The following is a 16,604-nucleotide window of genomic DNA, read 5'->3' on the forward strand; positions in this document are numbered from 1 at the left end:
GCCGCCGCCCGGCGCGTAAGAGGCAACGGAGAGTGGTTTCATAACGAACGGACCCCCGTGCGAAGGCGCGGGGGTCCGTTGTGGCGGTGGTGCGAAGAGCCGGTGATCGAGGGCGTGCTACTTCTTCTTGCCGCCCGACTCGTCGCTGGAGAGCACCGCGATGAATGCCTCCTGGGGGACCTCAACGGAGCCCACCATCTTCATCCGCTTCTTGCCCTCCTTCTGCTTCTCAAGGAGCTTCCGCTTACGGGAGATGTCGCCGCCGTAGCACTTGGCGAGGACGTCCTTGCGGATGGCGCGGATCGTCTCGCGGGCGATGACCCGGGACCCGATCGCGGCCTGGACGGGCACCTCGAAGGCCTGGCGCGGGATGAGTTCGCGCAGCTTGGCGACCAGGCGCACGCCGTAGGCGTAGGCCGCGTCCTTGTGGCAGACGGCGGAGAAGGCGTCGACCTTGTCGCCGTGCAGCAGGATGTCGACCTTGACCAGGCTCGCGGCCTGCTCGCCGGTGGGCTCGTAGTCGAGCGAGGCGTAGCCGCGCGTCTTGGACTTCAGCTGGTCGAAGAAGTCGAAGACGATCTCCGCGAGCGGCAGCGTGTAGCGGATCTCGACGCGGTCCTCGGAGAGGTAGTCCATGCCGAGCAGGGTGCCGCGCCGCGTCTGGCAGAGCTCCATGATCGCGCCGATGAACTCGCTGGGCGCCAGGATGGTGGCCCGCACGACCGGCTCGTACACGTCCGAGATCTTGCCCTCGGGGAACTCGCTCGGGTTGGTGACCGTGACCTCCTTGCCGTCCTCCAGGACGACGCGGTAGACCACGTTCGGCGCGGTCGCGATGAGGTCGAGGTTGAACTCGCGCTCCAGGCGCTCGCGGATCACGTCGAGGTGCAGCAGGCCGAGGAAGCCGACGCGGAAGCCGAAGCCGAGCGCCGCCGACGTCTCGGGCTCGTACACCAGGGCGGCGTCGTTGAGCTGGAGCTTGTCGAGGGCCTCGCGCAGGTCCGGGTAGTCCGAGCCGTCCAGCGGATACAGACCGGAGAAGACCATCGGCTTCGGGTCCTTGTAACCGCCGAGCGCTTCGGTGGCGCCGTTGTGCAGGCTGGTGATGGTGTCACCGACCTTGGACTGACGGACGTCCTTCACGCCGGTGATGATGTAACCCACCTCGCCGACGCCGATGCCGTCGGCCGGGGTCATCTCGGGGGACGAGACGCCGATCTCAAGCAGCTCGTGGGTGGCGCCGGTCGACATCATGCGGATGCGCTCGCGCTTGTTGAGCTGGCCGTCCACGACACGGACATAGGTGACGACGCCGCGGTAGGAGTCGTACACCGAGTCGAAGATCATCGCGCGGGCGGGCGCGTCGGCGACGCCGACCGGGGCGGGCACGTCGCGGACCACGCGGTCCAGGAGCGCGTCCACGCCGATGCCGGTCTTCGCCGAGACCTTGAGCACGTCCTCCGGCTGGCAGCCGATGAGGTTCGCCAGCTCCTCGGAGAACTTCTCGGGCTGGGCGGCCGGCAGGTCGATCTTGTTGAGGACGGGAACGATGGTGAGGTCGTTCTCCATGGCCAGGTACAGGTTGGCCAGCGTCTGCGCCTCGATGCCCTGGGCGGCGTCGACCAGGAGGACGGTGCCCTCGCAGGCGGCGAGCGAGCGCGACACCTCGTACGTGAAGTCCACGTGGCCCGGGGTGTCGATCATGTTCAGGATGTGGGCGCGGCCCTGGTCGGGGCCCTCGGTGGGAGCCCACGGCAGCCGGACCGCCTGGCTCTTGATCGTGATGCCGCGCTCGCGCTCGATGTCCATGCGGTCGAGGTACTGGGAGCGCATCTGCCGCTGGTCGACCACGCCGGTCAGCTGGAGCATCCGGTCGGCAAGGGTCGACTTGCCGTGGTCGATGTGCGCGATGATGCAGAAGTTGCGGATCAGCGCCGGGTCGGTACGGCTCGGCTCGGGCACGTTGGGAGGAGTCGCGGGCACGCAGGGTCCTGATTCTTGAGGCCCGCGGTCTAATCGCGGCGCCTCGTCTCGGGTCGACGACGGTTCGATACATAAGGAACAGCCTCTATCGTCCCACGCCTGCGGGCCTGTGCTCGGTTTGGGCTGGTCCGGGGGCGGCTGGTACCGTGGACAGCTGTGTCTCGTCACCCTTGCGGCGGCGGGACACCACCGAAGATCGAATCATCGAACCTGCAAAGGCTCTTTCGTGGCGAACATCAAGTCCCAGATCAAGCGGAACAAGACGAACGAGAAGGCGCGCCTGCGCAACAAGGCCGTCAAGTCTCAGCTCAAGACCGCGGTCCGCAAGGCTCGCGAGGCCGTCGTGGCCGGCGACGTCGAGAAGGCCACCGTGGCTGTCCGCGAGGCCTCCAAGAAGCTCGACAAGGCCGTCAGCAAGGGTGTCATCCACAAGAACGCCGCCGCCAACAAGAAGTCGGCGCTGGCGCACAAGGTTGCCGCTCTCCAGGGCTAAGACTCACCGCTTCATCTGATCGACCCGCCTTACGGGACCCAGCGGACCCTCTCTACCGCTCCCGTACGGCAGCTTGAGTGCCGCACGCGGACGCGTTCGCCACGCGGGTGCGGCGCAACCAGAAGTGACATGAAGGCCCCGTTCCTCCTTCCCCAGGAGGAACGGGGCCTTCGTGCTGTCCGGACACGTTCAGTGGTGGGCGCGGCCCACCAGGTCGACGACCTCGCCGAGGAAGCCCTCGTCGAGCATGGTGGAGACCGCGGTGTCGCCCTCGTCGCGCAGCCCCGCGTCGTGGCAGGCCACGCCCACCAGATAGCCGCCGTCGAGCTCGAAGGTGGCGAACGCCCACTCGCCGTGCGAGGCGGGCTCGCCCTGCGGGGTGAGCAGGGTGGCGGCCTCCGCGTCGAAGCCGAACTGGGTGAAGCCCATCCGCATGCCCTGGCCGAGCGCCTTGGTGTACGCCTCCTTCAGCGTCCAGGTGCGCACCAGGCGGCGCTGCTGCTCGGCCTCGTCGAGGGCGCCGAGCCAGCGGCGCTCGGCGGGGGTGCACAGGTGGCGCTGGACGGCGGAGTACTGGATGCGGCGGTCGGCGAGTTCGGTGTCGACGCCGACCCGGCCGCGTCGGTTCAGGCCCACCACCAGGAGGTCCCGGGTGTGGCTGAGGCTGACCTCGATCTGGTCGCAGCCGCGCAGATAGGGGCGCCCGCCCGCCTTGGAGGCGAGTTCGACGGTCTCGGGCGGGGTCTGCAGGGCGGCGCCCGCGGTGTATTTCACCAGGAGCCGGGAGGCGGCGAAGCGGTCGCGGGCCTCCGGTTCCTGGAGGTTGTTGAGGCGCTGCCAGTCGCGGGCGCCGAGCAGCGGCCGCAGCTGGGGGTCGGCGATGGCGGCGGGCAGCCAGTCGCGCCAGTTCGCGTGGACGACGACATGGCCGTGCCAGGCCATGGACTGCCGCACCCGGCTCCATGGGCTGTCCGGCCCCGGCATCAGAAGGGGTTCGGCGATGCCCGTCCTCGTGAGGGGGCTCATGGGGTACCTGCTTCCGCCAGAGGCGCGTCGTGAAGATCGAAACTGCGGCCGGCCCGAAAGCGCGCCAGCAGCTCCTCCGCGACGCGGTCGACGCAGTCCGGCGGCAGCGGAGGAAGGGTGAGGCCGAGCCTGCGGCCGTAGCGGTGCAGGGCGAGCACCAGCCAGGCGGGGTCGGCGAGGAAACCGGTGGTGTGCCGGTGGCGCTCCCACACGGCGAGGGCCGCGCCGGCCGCGACCAGGACGGAGTGCCGGTCGGCGAGGGCCGCGGTCGCGGGGCTCGCGAGCGCGGCCCGGTCGCCGGGCTCGATGAGGAGGCAGGCCTCGCGCACGGCGAGCAGGTCGGCGCGGAAGGCGGCGGCCACCGTACGGAGCACTTCGCCGTACGGTCCCTCCGCCGCCGATTCTGTGAGACGGGCGGCGGACGCGGTCAGCGATGCGGCCAGGAAATCGCCGCCGCCCGCGACTTCGAGGCCGCCGATGTCGAGGTGCGGTACGGGTTCGCCGCCCCGGAACAGCGCGGCGGGCGGTTCGGCCTCGCGGTCCCAGAAGTGCCGTGCCAGGACGGGGAGTTGGGGGATGACCACGGCCTGGCAGGAGGCGGTCCCGGCGTGGCCGAGACCCGCGGCGGGCAGGTCGCGCAGGAGTTTGCTGAGCATGCCCTGGTCGGTGTCGCGGCTGTAGCCGCCTGCCCCGAGCACGGTGGCCAGCTCCTCCAGGTCGTCCCTGAGCAGGTCCGGTACGAGGTACTTGAGTTCGGCGGCGGCCAGATGGGCGGCTCCCGGCAGCAGGGACAGGGCGCGCAGTACGGCGGTGGCCATGGCATCGCCCGCGAGCAGATCGGCGAACACCCCGGCCAGGACACCGCGTTGGCGCCTGCCGAGGGTCTCCCCGGCGAGCGCGGCCCGCACCGCGGCACGCAGCACCGTGTCGACGGAGGCGATGACGGCGCCGGTGATGAGGGTGCGGTTGAGCTGGAACGTACGCAGGGACAGGCGTACGCCCGCGCCGAGTTCGCCGACCAGGGCGTCGCGCGGCACCTCGCACTCGTCGAACTCGTACCCGGCGAAGCGGCAGCCGCGCATGCCCGTGGTCGGCTGTCGCTTCAGCAACTGGACGCCTTTGGGCGGGAGTTGGGCCGGGTCGAGCAGGAACACCGAGTGCGATGCGGGGCCCGGCGCGGGGTCGGTGCGGACATAGGCGACGACGGCGCCCGCGCGTTCGGCGTTGATGACGACGTCCTTGCGGCCGTCCAGGACGAAGCCGCCGGAGTGCTCCATGGCGGTGAGTTCGCCGCGCAGCATCGCGGTGCCGTGGGCGAGCGAGCGGTGCACGATGGCCGCGCGGCCGCCCGACACGAGCAGGTCGGCCACCCTCTCGCGCTGCTGGTGCGACCCGGCGGCGAACACCGGGGCGGCCGCGAACAGCGAGGTGATGCCGTAGCCGAAGGCGAGTGCGACGTCGCGGCGGAAGACCGGGCGCAGCATCCGCATCAGCTGGTCGGCGTCGCGCAGCCGACCGCCGAGCGCGAGGGGCACCAGTTCGGCACCGAAGCCCTCCTCGTCCAGCAACTCCCCTGCCGCGTCCAGGAGTTGACTGTCGCCGTCGGCGGCGAGCAGGGCGCGGAATCCCAGCGGGTTGGCCGGGTCGCAGGGGTCGCCGAAGCGGAATTCGAGCCGCTCGGCGCGGCGGCGTACGTCCGGGTCCGCGGCGGCCCGGACGGCGACGGTGGGCATGGTCTCAGCCTCCTTCTGCGGCGTACGGCGGCGCCGATGCGTACAGCGGGCGCAGTTCGCCGCGCAGGTAGAGCTCGCGCATGAGCGAGCGGCGGACCTTGCCGCTGGTGGTGCGGCGGACGGTGCCGGGGCGGACCAGGACGACGCCGCCGAGCGATGCGCCGAACTCGTCGCGCAGGCAGCCGCGGACCCGTTCGGCGAGGTCGGCGAGCTGGCCGCGGCTCCACCCGGCGCCGCGGATCTCCTGGATGGCGACGATCTCCTCGTGTTCGGCGGGCGCGGACAGGACCACGGCGGAGCCGAACGGGGCGCCGGACTGAGCGAGTTGACGCTCCGCCTCCTGCGGGTGCAGGGTGCGGCCGTCGACGAGGAGGGCGTCCTTGATGCGGCCGGTGAGGTACAGCTCGCCGTCGCGCAGCGCGCCGAGGTCGCCGGTGCGCAGGAAGCCGTACTCGCCCGAGGCGGTGGCGTGGCCGAAGACGGCGGCGGTCTCCAGGGGGCGGCGCCAGTAGCCGTCGGCGACGGCCTCGCCGCGCACCCAGATCTCGCCGACCGACCCTTCGGGCACCACGGCCGAGCTGTCCGGGTCGACGATGCGTACGGTGACGCCGCGCGCGGGTCCGCAGCCGGCCAGGGTGCGCACCGGGTGGCCCGGCTCCGGCGGTCTCAGCTCGCCTTGTTCGAGGCCTTCGGCGGACACGGTGGCCGGGGCGGGCGGCAGCCCGTCGGCGAGGCTGACCAGGAGGGTGGCCTCGGCGAGCCCGTATCCGGCGGCGAGCGCGCCGGGGCGAAGGCCGGCGGCGGCGAAGCGGTGGGCGAAGGCACTGAGGGTGACGGCGGAGACCGGCTCGGAGGCGTTGACTGCGGTCCTCAGAGCGCTCAGGTCCAGGCCCGCGAGGTCGTCGTCGGTGACGTCGGCGAGGCAGCGGGCGTACGCGGAGTCGGGGGCGGCGGTGACGGTGACGCGGTGCCGGGCCACTTCGCGCAGCCAGCTCAACGGGTCGGCCGCGAACAGCCGTTGGGGCATCAGGACGGCGGTGGCGCCGAGCCAGAGCGGGTGCAGCAACTGGCCGATCAGGCCGAGGTCGTGGTGGAGCGGGAGCCAGCCGCCGATGCGGGCGTCCTCGTCGGTGCCGAGCGCGCTGCGCAGGCTCTCCATGGTGGCGAGGAGGTTGGCGTGGGTGACCTGGACGCCGCGCGGGGCGGCGGTGGACCCGGAGGTGTACTGGAGCAGCGCGGTGTCGGTGCCGCCTCGGGCGGGCGGCTGCCAGTCGGCGCCGTCGTCGGGCAGGCAGTCGACGGCCAGGCACACCACGGAGGAGCGCCCCGCCTCCGCGAGGCGCCGGGAGAGTTCGGGGGCGTGCGCGGACTCGGTGAGCATGACGGCGGCGTCGGTCTCGGCGGCGATCGCGGCGGTACGTTCGGCGGCGGCCCGCGAGGTGTCCGGCGGCGGCACGGGCACGGGGACGGCGCCCGCGTACAGGCAGCCGACGAGGGCGGCCACGGTGTGCGGGCCGCCGTCCATCGGGATCAGCACGGGCGCGCCGGCCGCGCGGCGGCGCAGCAGCGCGGCCGCGACGGACCTGGCCCGTACGTCGAGTTCCCGGTAGGTGCGGTGGTCGGCGTTGCCCTCACCGTCCAGGCAGAGCAGAGCGGTCCGTGCGGCCCGGTCGGCGAACCGCGCCGCCAGTGCCCGCGTGAAGCTCTTCGCTGGGGTCATCCTCTGCTCCCTGGTGCTCGGACGGATGCTTCGTCCTCCTACTGTGTTCCTCGGCCCTAGACGGGCACTTGAAGATCAACTGTTCTGCGGTGGCTTGGCCGTTCATCCTCTGCGTCCGGGCACCTCGTTCAGCAGGTCCTGCAGGAGCAGGAGTTCCTGACGGGTGAGCGGGACGTCGGGGCGCAGCCGTTCGGGGTGGCCCGGCGGCGGGCCGTCGTCGTCGGTGCGCAGCATCAGGCGGAACCCGCTGTCGAGCGAGCGCAGCCGGGCCCTGTTCCCGTCGGCGGCGGTCAGATACATGTCGACGCCGCCGTGGACCATGAGGGCTTCGCCCACGGGTCGCAGGAAGCGGCCGACGAGGCGGCGCCACGTGCCCTTGGGACGGCGGCGGGCGGAGCCTTCCGGTCCGTCCGGAACGTCCGGGTTCTTCCGGCGGGCCATGTCAGAGAACACCTTCCGAGCTGGGGTGTCCGTTCATGTTCACGTCACCTCTCCCTTCCTCCTGGCCGCCGGACGGCGCCTGGGTGGAGGGAGGATGGGAGCGACCACTTGAGCCGTGGTGGGGTCCTGGCTGAAAGGCGCGGGTGCGGAACCTCTCGTACCGGTCCTGAAACGGCATGTGCCGGATTGGTCTCAGCCCCGGGTCCCGGCCACGGCCTATTGCATAATCCTTAGAGCCTGTGGCTGAACCCCGTCCGGATCAGGCCGCGATGTCTGGTGCGTGCGAGCGTGCGGCCAGGCGCCGCGGGCCCGGGCGGGGTTCATACACAGGCTCTGAGCAACCGACCCATGATCCAGCACAACGGGGGGCACCATGGTGCGAGTTCTGATTGCCGAAGACATGCATATGCTGCGCAAGGCATTGGTGTCGCTCATTGAACTGGAGTCCGACCTGGAAGTGGTCGCCGAGTTGTCGTCCGGTACGGACATCGTGCCGACCGCGATGGCCATGCGGCCGGATGTCGCCGTCCTCGACATCGACCTGCCCGGCACCGACGGAATCACCGCCGCCGCCGGACTGCACACCGCGGTACCGGAGTGCCGCACGCTCATCCTGACCAGCCTCGGCAGACCCGGAAACCTCAGACGGGCGCTGGCCGCCCACGTCTCCGGTTTCCTTCCCAAGGACTCCGACCCCGACAGCCTCTGCGCCGCGATCCGCCAGGTGGCGGCGGGCGAGCGCGTCATCGACCCGCAACTGGCGCTCGCCACGCTCGACTCCGGCCCCTCCCCGCTCACCGACCGCGAGCGGGAGGTGCTCCAGCTCGCCTCGGAGGGCATGGAGGCCGGCCAGATCGCGTCCCGGCTCCACCTGTCGTCCGGCACCGTACGCAACTATCTGACCTCGGCCGTCAGCAAACTCAACGCGCGTAACCGGGTCGATGCCATCCGTATCGCCCGCGAGGCGGGCTGGCTGCACTCGGTCTGAGGGCCGGGCCGGAGCTGCCGCATCAGCCCCGGCCGAAACCTTCCTGCTGTTCACCCTCCTGCTGTTCGCGCCGTCGCGTCGCCTCAGGCCGCGAGGAGTTCGACCTCGGCCCTGAGCTCGAACCGGCCGTCGGGCCGCGGCCCCGCCGTGAGCCGCCCATTGACCGCCTCGACGCGCGTCGTCAGATTCCCGATCCCGCTGCCACCGCCAAGGCGTGAGGCGAGCAGGGGATCGCCGCTCCGGTCCGCCCCGTCGTTGACGAGGGTCAGCCGCACCGCGCCGGCCGTCCGCTCCGCGGTGATCTCGCAGCACTCCGGTCTGCTGTGCCGCAGCATGTTGGTCAGGCCCTCGCGTACGAGGGTGGCGAGCACGGTCTCCACGTCGCCGGGGAGTTCACCGCAGTCGAGCCGGACGGTGGCGTGGATGCCGGCTCCGGCGAGCATGGCCATGGCGTGTTCGGCCTCGGCGGTCAGACACATCGGCCGGCTCCCGCCCGCCACGGTGCGCACATCGGCGAGCGCCTCGCGGACGATGCCGAGCACCTCGGTCAGCTCGCGGCGCGCCTGCATCGGCCGGGTCGGCGCGAGCCGGCGTACCAGCTCGCACTTGAGCGTGATCGCGGAGAGGCTGAACCCGAGCAGATCGTGCAGGTCACGGGCGAAACGCAGGCGTTCGGTGGTCACCGCGAGGCGGGCGATCTCGGCGCGGGAGCGGTGGAGTTCGCTGGCGAGCTGGGCCATCCTGGTCAGCCCGAAGACGACCACGGCACAGATCGGCGTGTACGCGGTCTCGTAGATCACGTCCTGGACCGGGACGCCCACCGCGTACTGCGCGGCGTCGCTCGCCACGGTGACCAGGACCAGGACCGGCCAGGCGGCGAGCGCGGGCAGGGCGAGGAGCGCCGATCCGGCCAGGAAGCCGGGGACGCCCGCCCACGCCTTGCCGAACACCAGGAACGGCACGAACTGGAGCAGCGCCTGCGCCCCCAGCGCCCCGTACCGCAGGCGTCCCCGCCAGCGCGGCCCCCAGGAGAAACGCCGGTGGAAGGACTCGGCGAGCTGGAGCGCGAGGCAGCCGAGCAGACAGAGTTCGACGGTGGCGAGGCCGTGCGCGTACGGGGCGTACGACCAGCCCTCGGCCGAGTAGGAGAGGAAGTAGCCGACCAGGACGGCGAGGGTGATCGCACCCGCGGCGCGCGGCATCATGTCGGTGCGGCCGGGCCGGGCCGCCCTGCTCCGGTCGCCCGTGGCCGAGGTACGCCGACGCGGACTCGGCGCCTCACCACCCTGGCGGAGCGGGACGACCGCACGCAGCCGGAACCAGCCCCGGCCGTCGGCGCCGTGGGTGAGGGTGCCGCCGAGTTCGCGCAGGCGGGAGTCGAGCGCGGCGAGGCCACTGCCCGGCTCCGGCCCGGCCGTACGACCGCGGCCCACGCCGTCGTTGCCGAGCACCAGGACGGCGGCGCCTCCGCCGCACTCGGTGGTGATCACGCAGCGCTCGGCCTTGCTGTGCCGCAGCATGTTGGTCAGGCCCTCGCCGAGCACGGTGGCGAGCACCGTGTCCACGGGCCCGGGCAGCTCGCCGCAGCGGTGGCGCACGGTGGTGTCGATGCCCGCGGCCGAGAGCATCGAGACCGCGGCGTTCGCCTCGTCCGACAGGGACATCTGGCGGTAGCCGCGGCTGACCGAACGCACATCGGCGAGCGCTTTGCGCGAAGTGCGCAGCACCTCACCGACCTCCTCGCACGCCTTGGCGGGCGCGTCCGCGAGCAGCCGGTAGGCGAGTTCGCACTTGAGGGAGATCGCCGAGAGGCTGAGCCCGAGTACGTCGTGCAGATCGCGGGCGAACCGTAGCCGCTCCCCCGCCACCGCAAGCCGGGACAGCTCCTCACGCGAGGCGTGCAGCCGGTCGATCATGTCGGACATCCGCGAGAGCCCGATGACGACCAGCGGAATCAGCACCGCCTCGACGCCCCCGTACACGAAGTCCCCGGCGTCGAAGCCGAAGTGGTCGAACAGGGCGAGTTCCCCCGCGACCGAGCAGGCGAAGAGCGGCCAGCCGAGGGCCGCCGGGAAGACGAGCACCGCGGAGGCCGCGAAGAACTCCGTCATCCCGCCCCACGCGGCCCCGAACACGCCGATCGGCACATAGGCGAGCAGTCCCAGCAGCAGCCAGGTCGCATACCGGTAGCGGCCGAGCCGCACGATGAACCCCGGGAAGGAATGGACCAGTTGGAGCCCCATGATCGCGGCGAACCCGAGCACGGCGGCCACGGCGTGCCACACCTGGGGGTGCTCGGCCCAGACGTGACTGCCGTCGATCACGAAGAAGCCGAGCAGCACCCCCGCGGTGATGGCGATCGCCGTACGCCGCGGCAGCGCCCGCCCGTCCCCGCCTGCCGGTTCCCCGGCCGCGTGGCCGACCGCTTCGGTCGTCAAGTCTCCCCCATGAGCTTGCGTTTCTTCGGTTGTGAGTTGCGAGCGCCGCATCGCGCGCAGACCGCGTCAGGCGGCTGCGGCTGCGGCTGCGGCGAGGCGTGCGTACGCCGTCCGGCGGGCCCGGCGTCTCGACGCGTCAGGCGGCTGCGGCGAGGAGTTCGACTTCGGCCTTCAGCTCGAACCGCCCGTCCGGCCGCGCCCCGGCTTCCAGGCGGCCGTTCACCGCGTTGACCCGGGTGGTCAGGTTCCCGATCCCGCTACCGCCGTTGACCTTCGAGTCAAGGCCCGGCGCGGCACATCCGTCCACCCCGTCGTTGACGAGCGTGAGTCGCACCCCGGCCGCGGTGCGCTCCGCCGTGATCTCACAGTGCGCGGCCTTGCTGTGCCGCAGCATGTTGGTCAGACCCTCGCGCAGCATCGTCGCGAGCACCGTCTCCACTTCGCCGGGCAGCTCACCGCAGTCGGTGTCGACGGTCGCCCGGATACCGACCCCGGCCAGCATCGCGGTCGCGCTCTCGGCCTCGGCGGTCAGACTCATGCGCTGGCGCCCGTCGGCCACCGTCCGCACGTCGGCCAGGGCCTGGCGCGCGATCTGGAGCACCTCGGTCAGCTCCGCCTGCGCCTGCACCGGCCGACTCTGCGCGAGCCGCCGCACCAGCTCACACTTGAGTGTGATCGCGGAGAGGCTGAACCCGAGCAGATCGTGCAGGTCACGGGCGAAACGCAGGCGTTCGGTCGTCACGGCCAGGCGGGCGATCTCCGTACGGGACCAGTGGAGTTCGGAGGCCAGCTGGGCCATGCGGGAGAGGCCGAAGACCACGAGGGCGCAGATGACGGTGTACGCCGATACGTAGATGACGTCCGTGAGAGCCCCGCTCACCTGGCTGAGGACGAGGTCGGTGAGCACCGTGACGGCGGCGACCACAGGCCAGGCCGCGGCCGCCGGCAGCACAAGCAACGCCGTGCCTGCGACGAAGCCGGGCATCCCCAGCCAGCTCGGGCCGAGGAAGGACCAGGGCACGCACTGAAGGAGCAGCATTCCGGCGAGGGCGCCATGGCTCAGCAGGCGCGGGTGGCGGGCCGACCAGGCGAATCGCCACTGGAAGGAGACGGCGAGCTGGATCACCAGCGTGGCGAACATGCAGAGTTCCGCCGCCACCGCCTTGCCGAACGGCGGCTGGTAGGACATGGCGATCAGGGAATACGCGAGGAAGTAACCCACCAGGACCGCGAGGGTGATCGCTGCGGCGGCTCGGGGCACCATGTCCCGGTGGCCGTGGGGCCGCACCGACGACCGTTCGGCGTCGTCCGTGTCGGAGGCGGCAATGAGGTCCGCCCGATCCTCCCCGGCCTGGTCCGGCAGCGGCACGACCGCTTCGAGGCGGAACCATCCCTGGCCGTCGGAGCCGTGGTCGAGGGTGCCGCCGAGCTTCTTGATGCGACAGTCGATCGCGGCGAGGCCGCCGTCCGTGCCGCCCTTGGGGAGCCGCACACGGCCGATGCCGTCGTTGGCCAGAGTCAGGACGGCGCCGGCGCCCACGCGCTCGGCCCGGATCTCGCAGTTCTCGACCTTGCTGTGCCGCAGCATGTTGGTCAGTCCCTCACGCAGCGTGGTCGCGAGGACCGTGTCCACCACTGCGGGCAGTTGGCCGACCTCGAACTTCAGCGTCGTACGAATGCCCGCGGCGGACAGCATCGACACTGCCGCCTTGGCCTCGCCGGACAGCGACATCTCCCGGTAGCCCCGGCTGACCGAACGCACATCGGCGAGCGCCTTGCGCGAAGTGCTCAGCACTTCGCCGAGTTCCTCGTGCGCCTTGGCCGGAGCATCCACGAGCAGCCGGTAGGCGAGCTCACACTTGAGGGAGATCGCTGACAGGCTGAAGCCGAGGACGTCGTGCAAGTCGCGGGCGAACCGCAGCCGTTCACCCGCCACCGCGAGACGGGACAGCTCCTCGCGGGAACGGTGCAGCTTGACGATCATGTCGGACATCCGGGAGAGCCCGATGATGATCAGCGGGATCAGCGCACCTTCGACAACGTTGTAGAGAACGGTGTTGGTATCGCGCCCGCTGTACAAGCCCCAGCAGGTGAGCACTCCGGCGCCGAAGAGCGGCCAGCCGATCACGGCCGGGAAAACCAGGACGGAGGAAGCGGTCAGGAACTCCGTCATCCCGCCCCACGCGAAGCCGAACAGTCCGAGGGGTGCGTAGGCCAGGACTGCCTGGAGGCTCCAGGTCGCGTACCGGTAGCGATAAAGACCCGGCAGGAGCTGCGGAAAGGAGTGGACGAGTTGCAGCCCCATGATCGCCACGAAGCCGAACAGGGCGGCGACGCGTTCCCACCATGGCGGATTCTCGGCCCAGATGAAAACGGCGTCGATCACGAAAAACCCGAGGAGCGCGGCCGCGGTAACGGCTATTGCCTTACGCGGTGGAAGTACCACGCTGCCTACGTCAGCGGATATTCCTTCCGGGTGGTCGACTGATTCTGCTTTCAACTGTCCCCCATGGTTCGTGGTGCCCGGTCAGAAGCACCTCTCCGGTCCGGATCATAGGTAATCCGGGGGCCGAATCTGTAGTGCTCGACCGGTTTCACAGCCGGGCGGCACCTTTGAGATCCACTGCGGAAAGCACCCCGGCGGCGACCGCGTAGGCGCGGGCGGCCCGGACGACGGTCCCTGGCAGCGGCACGCCGAGCGGTGACTGAAAATCGTCCCTTCCTGCCTGAAGGTGGAGCAGGAGGCTCGGAGCGTCGGGTCCGTGCAGTTCGACGCGGTGGTCGCCGCCCTCGTACGAGAGCACGGGATCGCTCCCCAGCCCGTGCAGCACCACTTCCTTCGGCACCCGGAGTTCGCCACCGGGCGCGACCGACGGCGGGTGGAACGACGCGCGGGGCGAGAGCGGGACCACGCTCAGCAGCGGCGAGGCGCCGATCGCGAGGTGGCGCACGATCACGTGCTGGAGCGGGGCCAGGGCGGCGAGCAGTTCCCGCGAAGCCTCGTTCCACTCGTCCTCGGGCACGTCGTAGCCGGGAAAGCCGGGCACCACATTGGCGAGCGACACCGGGCCCAGCTGCATCCGGCGCAGCGCCTCGCACAGCAGCGGCCCCGGCCGCTCCAGGTGCAGCTCCCCCCACGGCGTGCGCAGCACGGTGCTGCAGCCGGACAGCACCGTGACGTCCTCGCGCAGCGACCAGAACTCACCGAGTTCACGGGCCGCGAGGCGGTCGATACGCATGAGAGGGGGTCCTTCCACCGGCAGGGTGTGGTGTTCGCGTGCGACGTGCGGGTTCAGAGGAAGAGCGGGACCGGGTTGAGGTCCTCGTACGGGGTCGGCGTGGCCCGTCTGCCGAGCTGCACCGGGACGTCGAAGAGGCGTCCGGGGGCGAAGCGGGCCCAGTGGGGTCTGAGTCCGGGCACCACCACCTTGACCACCGGCAGGCCTACATCGGGCCGCGTCTGGTCGAGTACGAGGAGTTCCATCCCCTTGCCGCGCAGCAGCCCCACGACCGCCTCGATGTCCTCGTACAGGTCGTCGTTCGGAGTGTAGGGGTGCGTGTCGGGGCCCGTCGGAGCGCAGTCCGCGGGGAGCAGATAGGGGTGGTCCTGCACGGTCGCCGTACGCAGCCATTCGCGTACGTCGGGGTCCTCGGCGGCCGCGCGGGAGACGCTGCCGTCGGGTGCCACCACGTGCGGCATCATCTGGTTCAGCTCGGTCAGGGCGCGGCGCAGCGCGATCGCGGGATCGAAGTGGGCACCGAAGCCGAACATGATGTCCTGCCGCTGCCCGGGTTCGGCGCCGACAATCCTCGACAGCGCGGCCATGACCGGAATGCCGAGGTCCGCGGTCAGGTCGAGCACCCACACCTCGCGGTCCAACGAGGCGTGCACGCGCTGGAGTTCACTGATCCACGGGTCGTCGAAGGCGTCGAGATCCACGGCGGGTTGGCGGGTGCGGTTGTACCACCACAGGGCCAGCGCGTCGCGCTCGACGAGTTCGAGGAAGCCCTGGAGCACGGCGTCCTCCACGGTCCCCCCGGCGGCCGTGCCGTTGGAGGTGGCCAGGCAGGAGAACGCACCGGGCGGCTGGGGCACGCCGTAGTAGAGCAGCGCGGTCGGGAGCAGCTTGTGGCGCTGCTCGGTCACCGACCACAGCGGCGTCCAGTCGGTGGGCGTGTCCTCCCCGAAGGGGTCGGCGACGTACTGGAAGGGGCCGTGGACCTCGTTCCACGCGTCGCGACCGGTGAACTGCCGCTCGTCGTAGAGCTGGACGGAGTCGGGGTGGATGGCATCGGCGGCCAGCTCGCGGTAGCTGCCGCGGACCGTCGACTCTCCGCCCTCGAAGTGTCCGGAGTGGCGCTCCAAGGCCTCGGCGAGGGCGCTGACCCTGGCCTGGATCTCGGTGGCGCCCTTGCCTCCGCAGGAGGCGCGCAATCCGCCGCGTATCGCGCCGAGGCCCTGCGTGCCCGCGGCCGGGTTGAGGCCCGCGGAGAAGGAGTTGAAGAAGTGGGGGCCGCACTCGTGGCGGTCGATCCCGCGCACCAGGCCGGTGACCGGATCGACCAAGTGGCCGAAACGGTCGAGGAGTTGCTGGGGCGTAAGACTGCGGTGGCCGTTTCCGTTGGTGTCCCGCTTGATGCGCGAGCGCAGCACGACCGGTGCCTGCACCTGGACGGTGGTCATCGCGGGCTCGCCGCAGCTCGGGCACTGCGGGCGGCGTACGACCGGGTGGAGCTCCCCGGCCAGGGTGAGCCCGTCGAGCGTACGCAGCGCCTGCTGGCTCGCATCGCGGTATCCGGCCAGCCATTTGGCGGCTTCGAGGCCGGCCAGCTGAAGGGCTGCGAGCCGGGCGGCGGGCAGCGTGCAGGAGGGCCGGGGCACCGGGCCCGAGCGGCCCAGCATGCGCTGGACGTGGGCCTCCACCGGGCGGGTCCGCCACAGGCGCTCGGCCAGGCAGGACCAGCACGGTCCGTCGGGGTCTCCGAAGAAGGGGCCGATCCACATCTCGGTGCCCTCGGTCTTCACCGGCAGCCAGCGCCGTCCGGCGGCGCGGAACTCCGCGTCGACGACGGCGAGTTCGGGGTCGAGGTAGTCGTCGCAGAGGACGACCGTGAGGTCGGCGGGGTCGTCGACGGTGAGGGTGAGTCCTGCGGCGGCGAGGCTCGCGGACAGCTCGTCCGCGTCCGTGCTGCCGACCGAGGCGACAGCTACCGCGCCACGGGCCAGGGCGGTCGCCGCCCCTGTTCCGTCCAGTCCCGCCGCTTCCCAGTACGCCTGCTCGGCGGCCTCCCGCGCGGTCATCTGGCGCTCGCGGCCGCACAGCAGCCCGGCGCCGGTCAGCCGCGACACCAGCCGGGCGGCCTGCCCGGAGGGAAGCGCGTCCGCGGTGTCCTGGGCGATGCGCTCCAGGGGCCGGGTGCCGTCGAGGAAGGGGGCGAGCCGGGCGATCTGCTCGCCGTGCAGTGCGGTGACACGCTGGTCGGAGATCAGGTACACCGCTTCACCGGGCACCTGCTCGACCCGCAGGTGCGGCTTGAACCCCAGGAGCGGGGCGGCGGTCTGGACGGCCGCCATCAGGCGAAGCGCCGGGCGGTCTCGGCGGCGGAGGAAGCCGGTGTCTGGGCTACACCGGAGCCCCAGGTCCCGACGGGAATCTGGCTGAGGACCGACTGCCGCCCGAACTCCTCGATCACGAGGTCATCAAGGACGGACACTGCGAGGCCGACGTTCGCGTTCATGTTTCTTCCCCCTGGCAGACAGCTGACGAAGGCCGGGGGACCT

Annotated in this window: 12 protein-coding genes; 2 read left to right on the forward strand and 10 right to left on the reverse strand. The window is 71.3% G+C overall.

Annotation, left to right across the window (positions count from 1 at the left end; genetic code table 11):
* Window positions 1-117: 117 nt before the first annotated feature.
* Window positions 118-1,983, reverse strand: coding sequence for a translation elongation factor 4 (gene lepA / locus ACWC2B_RS01955; RefSeq protein WP_450714466.1), 1,866 nt, complete (start codon window positions 1,981-1,983; stop codon window positions 118-120).
* Window positions 1,984-2,209: 226 nt separating this feature from the next.
* Between lepA and rpsT the strand changes: the two genes are divergently transcribed.
* A complete protein-coding gene (gene rpsT / locus ACWC2B_RS01960) occupies window positions 2,210-2,476 on the forward strand; it encodes a 30S ribosomal protein S20 (RefSeq protein WP_450714467.1) in 267 nt (88 codons plus the stop codon).
* 189 nt (window positions 2,477-2,665) lie between these two features.
* Here the strand turns inward: rpsT and ACWC2B_RS01965 are convergent, their stop codons facing one another.
* The 4 genes from ACWC2B_RS01965 to ACWC2B_RS01980 all read right to left on the reverse strand — a co-directional run bounded on the left by ACWC2B_RS01965 (window position 2,666) and on the right by ACWC2B_RS01980 (window position 7,396).
* The gene (locus ACWC2B_RS01965) at window positions 2,666-3,502 is read right to left on the reverse strand and encodes a 4'-phosphopantetheinyl transferase family protein (protein WP_450714468.1); all 837 of its coding nucleotides are present in this window, start codon (window positions 3,500-3,502) and stop codon (window positions 2,666-2,668) included.
* Window positions 3,499-5,235, reverse strand: coding sequence for an acyl-CoA dehydrogenase (locus tag ACWC2B_RS01970; RefSeq protein ID WP_450714469.1), 1,737 nt, complete (start codon window positions 5,233-5,235; stop codon window positions 3,499-3,501). Before ACWC2B_RS01970 ends, ACWC2B_RS01965 begins: the two co-directional genes overlap by 4 nt.
* A gap of 4 nt (window positions 5,236-5,239) precedes the next feature.
* Window positions 5,240-6,955: a fatty acyl-AMP ligase gene (locus tag ACWC2B_RS01975; RefSeq protein ID WP_450714470.1), complete on the reverse strand. Its 1,716-nt coding sequence runs from the start codon at window positions 6,953-6,955 to the stop codon at window positions 5,240-5,242.
* A 102-nt stretch (window positions 6,956-7,057) separates the two neighbouring features.
* Window positions 7,058-7,396 (reverse strand): DUF6059 family protein, encoded by a 339-nt coding sequence (locus ACWC2B_RS01980; RefSeq protein ID WP_450714471.1) that lies wholly within the window; start codon window positions 7,394-7,396, stop codon window positions 7,058-7,060.
* Window positions 7,397-7,769: 373 nt separating this feature from the next.
* Between ACWC2B_RS01980 and ACWC2B_RS01985 the strand changes: the two genes are divergently transcribed.
* Window positions 7,770-8,384 (forward strand): response regulator transcription factor, encoded by a 615-nt coding sequence (locus ACWC2B_RS01985; RefSeq protein WP_406508694.1) that lies wholly within the window; start codon window positions 7,770-7,772, stop codon window positions 8,382-8,384.
* A gap of 83 nt (window positions 8,385-8,467) precedes the next feature.
* On the opposite strand, the gene ACWC2B_RS01990 is transcribed toward ACWC2B_RS01985, so the two are convergent.
* From ACWC2B_RS01990 to ACWC2B_RS02010, 5 genes are all read right to left on the reverse strand, one after another.
* Entirely contained in the window at window positions 8,468-10,822 is a 2,355-nt protein-coding gene (locus ACWC2B_RS01990) for a sensor histidine kinase (protein ID WP_450714472.1), read from the reverse strand.
* Between the two features lie 136 nt (window positions 10,823-10,958).
* Window positions 10,959-13,208 (reverse strand): sensor histidine kinase, encoded by a 2,250-nt coding sequence (locus tag ACWC2B_RS01995; protein ID WP_450714473.1) that lies wholly within the window; start codon window positions 13,206-13,208, stop codon window positions 10,959-10,961.
* A gap of 208 nt (window positions 13,209-13,416) precedes the next feature.
* The gene (locus ACWC2B_RS02000) at window positions 13,417-14,061 is read right to left on the reverse strand and encodes a hypothetical protein (RefSeq protein ID WP_450714474.1); all 645 of its coding nucleotides are present in this window, start codon (window positions 14,059-14,061) and stop codon (window positions 13,417-13,419) included.
* A 53-nt stretch (window positions 14,062-14,114) separates the two neighbouring features.
* Entirely contained in the window at window positions 14,115-16,397 is a 2,283-nt protein-coding gene (locus tag ACWC2B_RS02005; protein WP_450714475.1) for a TOMM precursor leader peptide-binding protein, read from the reverse strand.
* Entirely contained in the window at window positions 16,397-16,561 is a 165-nt protein-coding gene (locus tag ACWC2B_RS02010; RefSeq protein WP_450714476.1) for a hypothetical protein, read from the reverse strand. Before ACWC2B_RS02010 ends, ACWC2B_RS02005 begins: the two co-directional genes overlap by 1 nt.
* Between the last annotated feature and the right edge of the window lie 43 nt (window positions 16,562-16,604).

The organism is Streptomyces sp. NPDC001415, assembly GCF_053597395.1.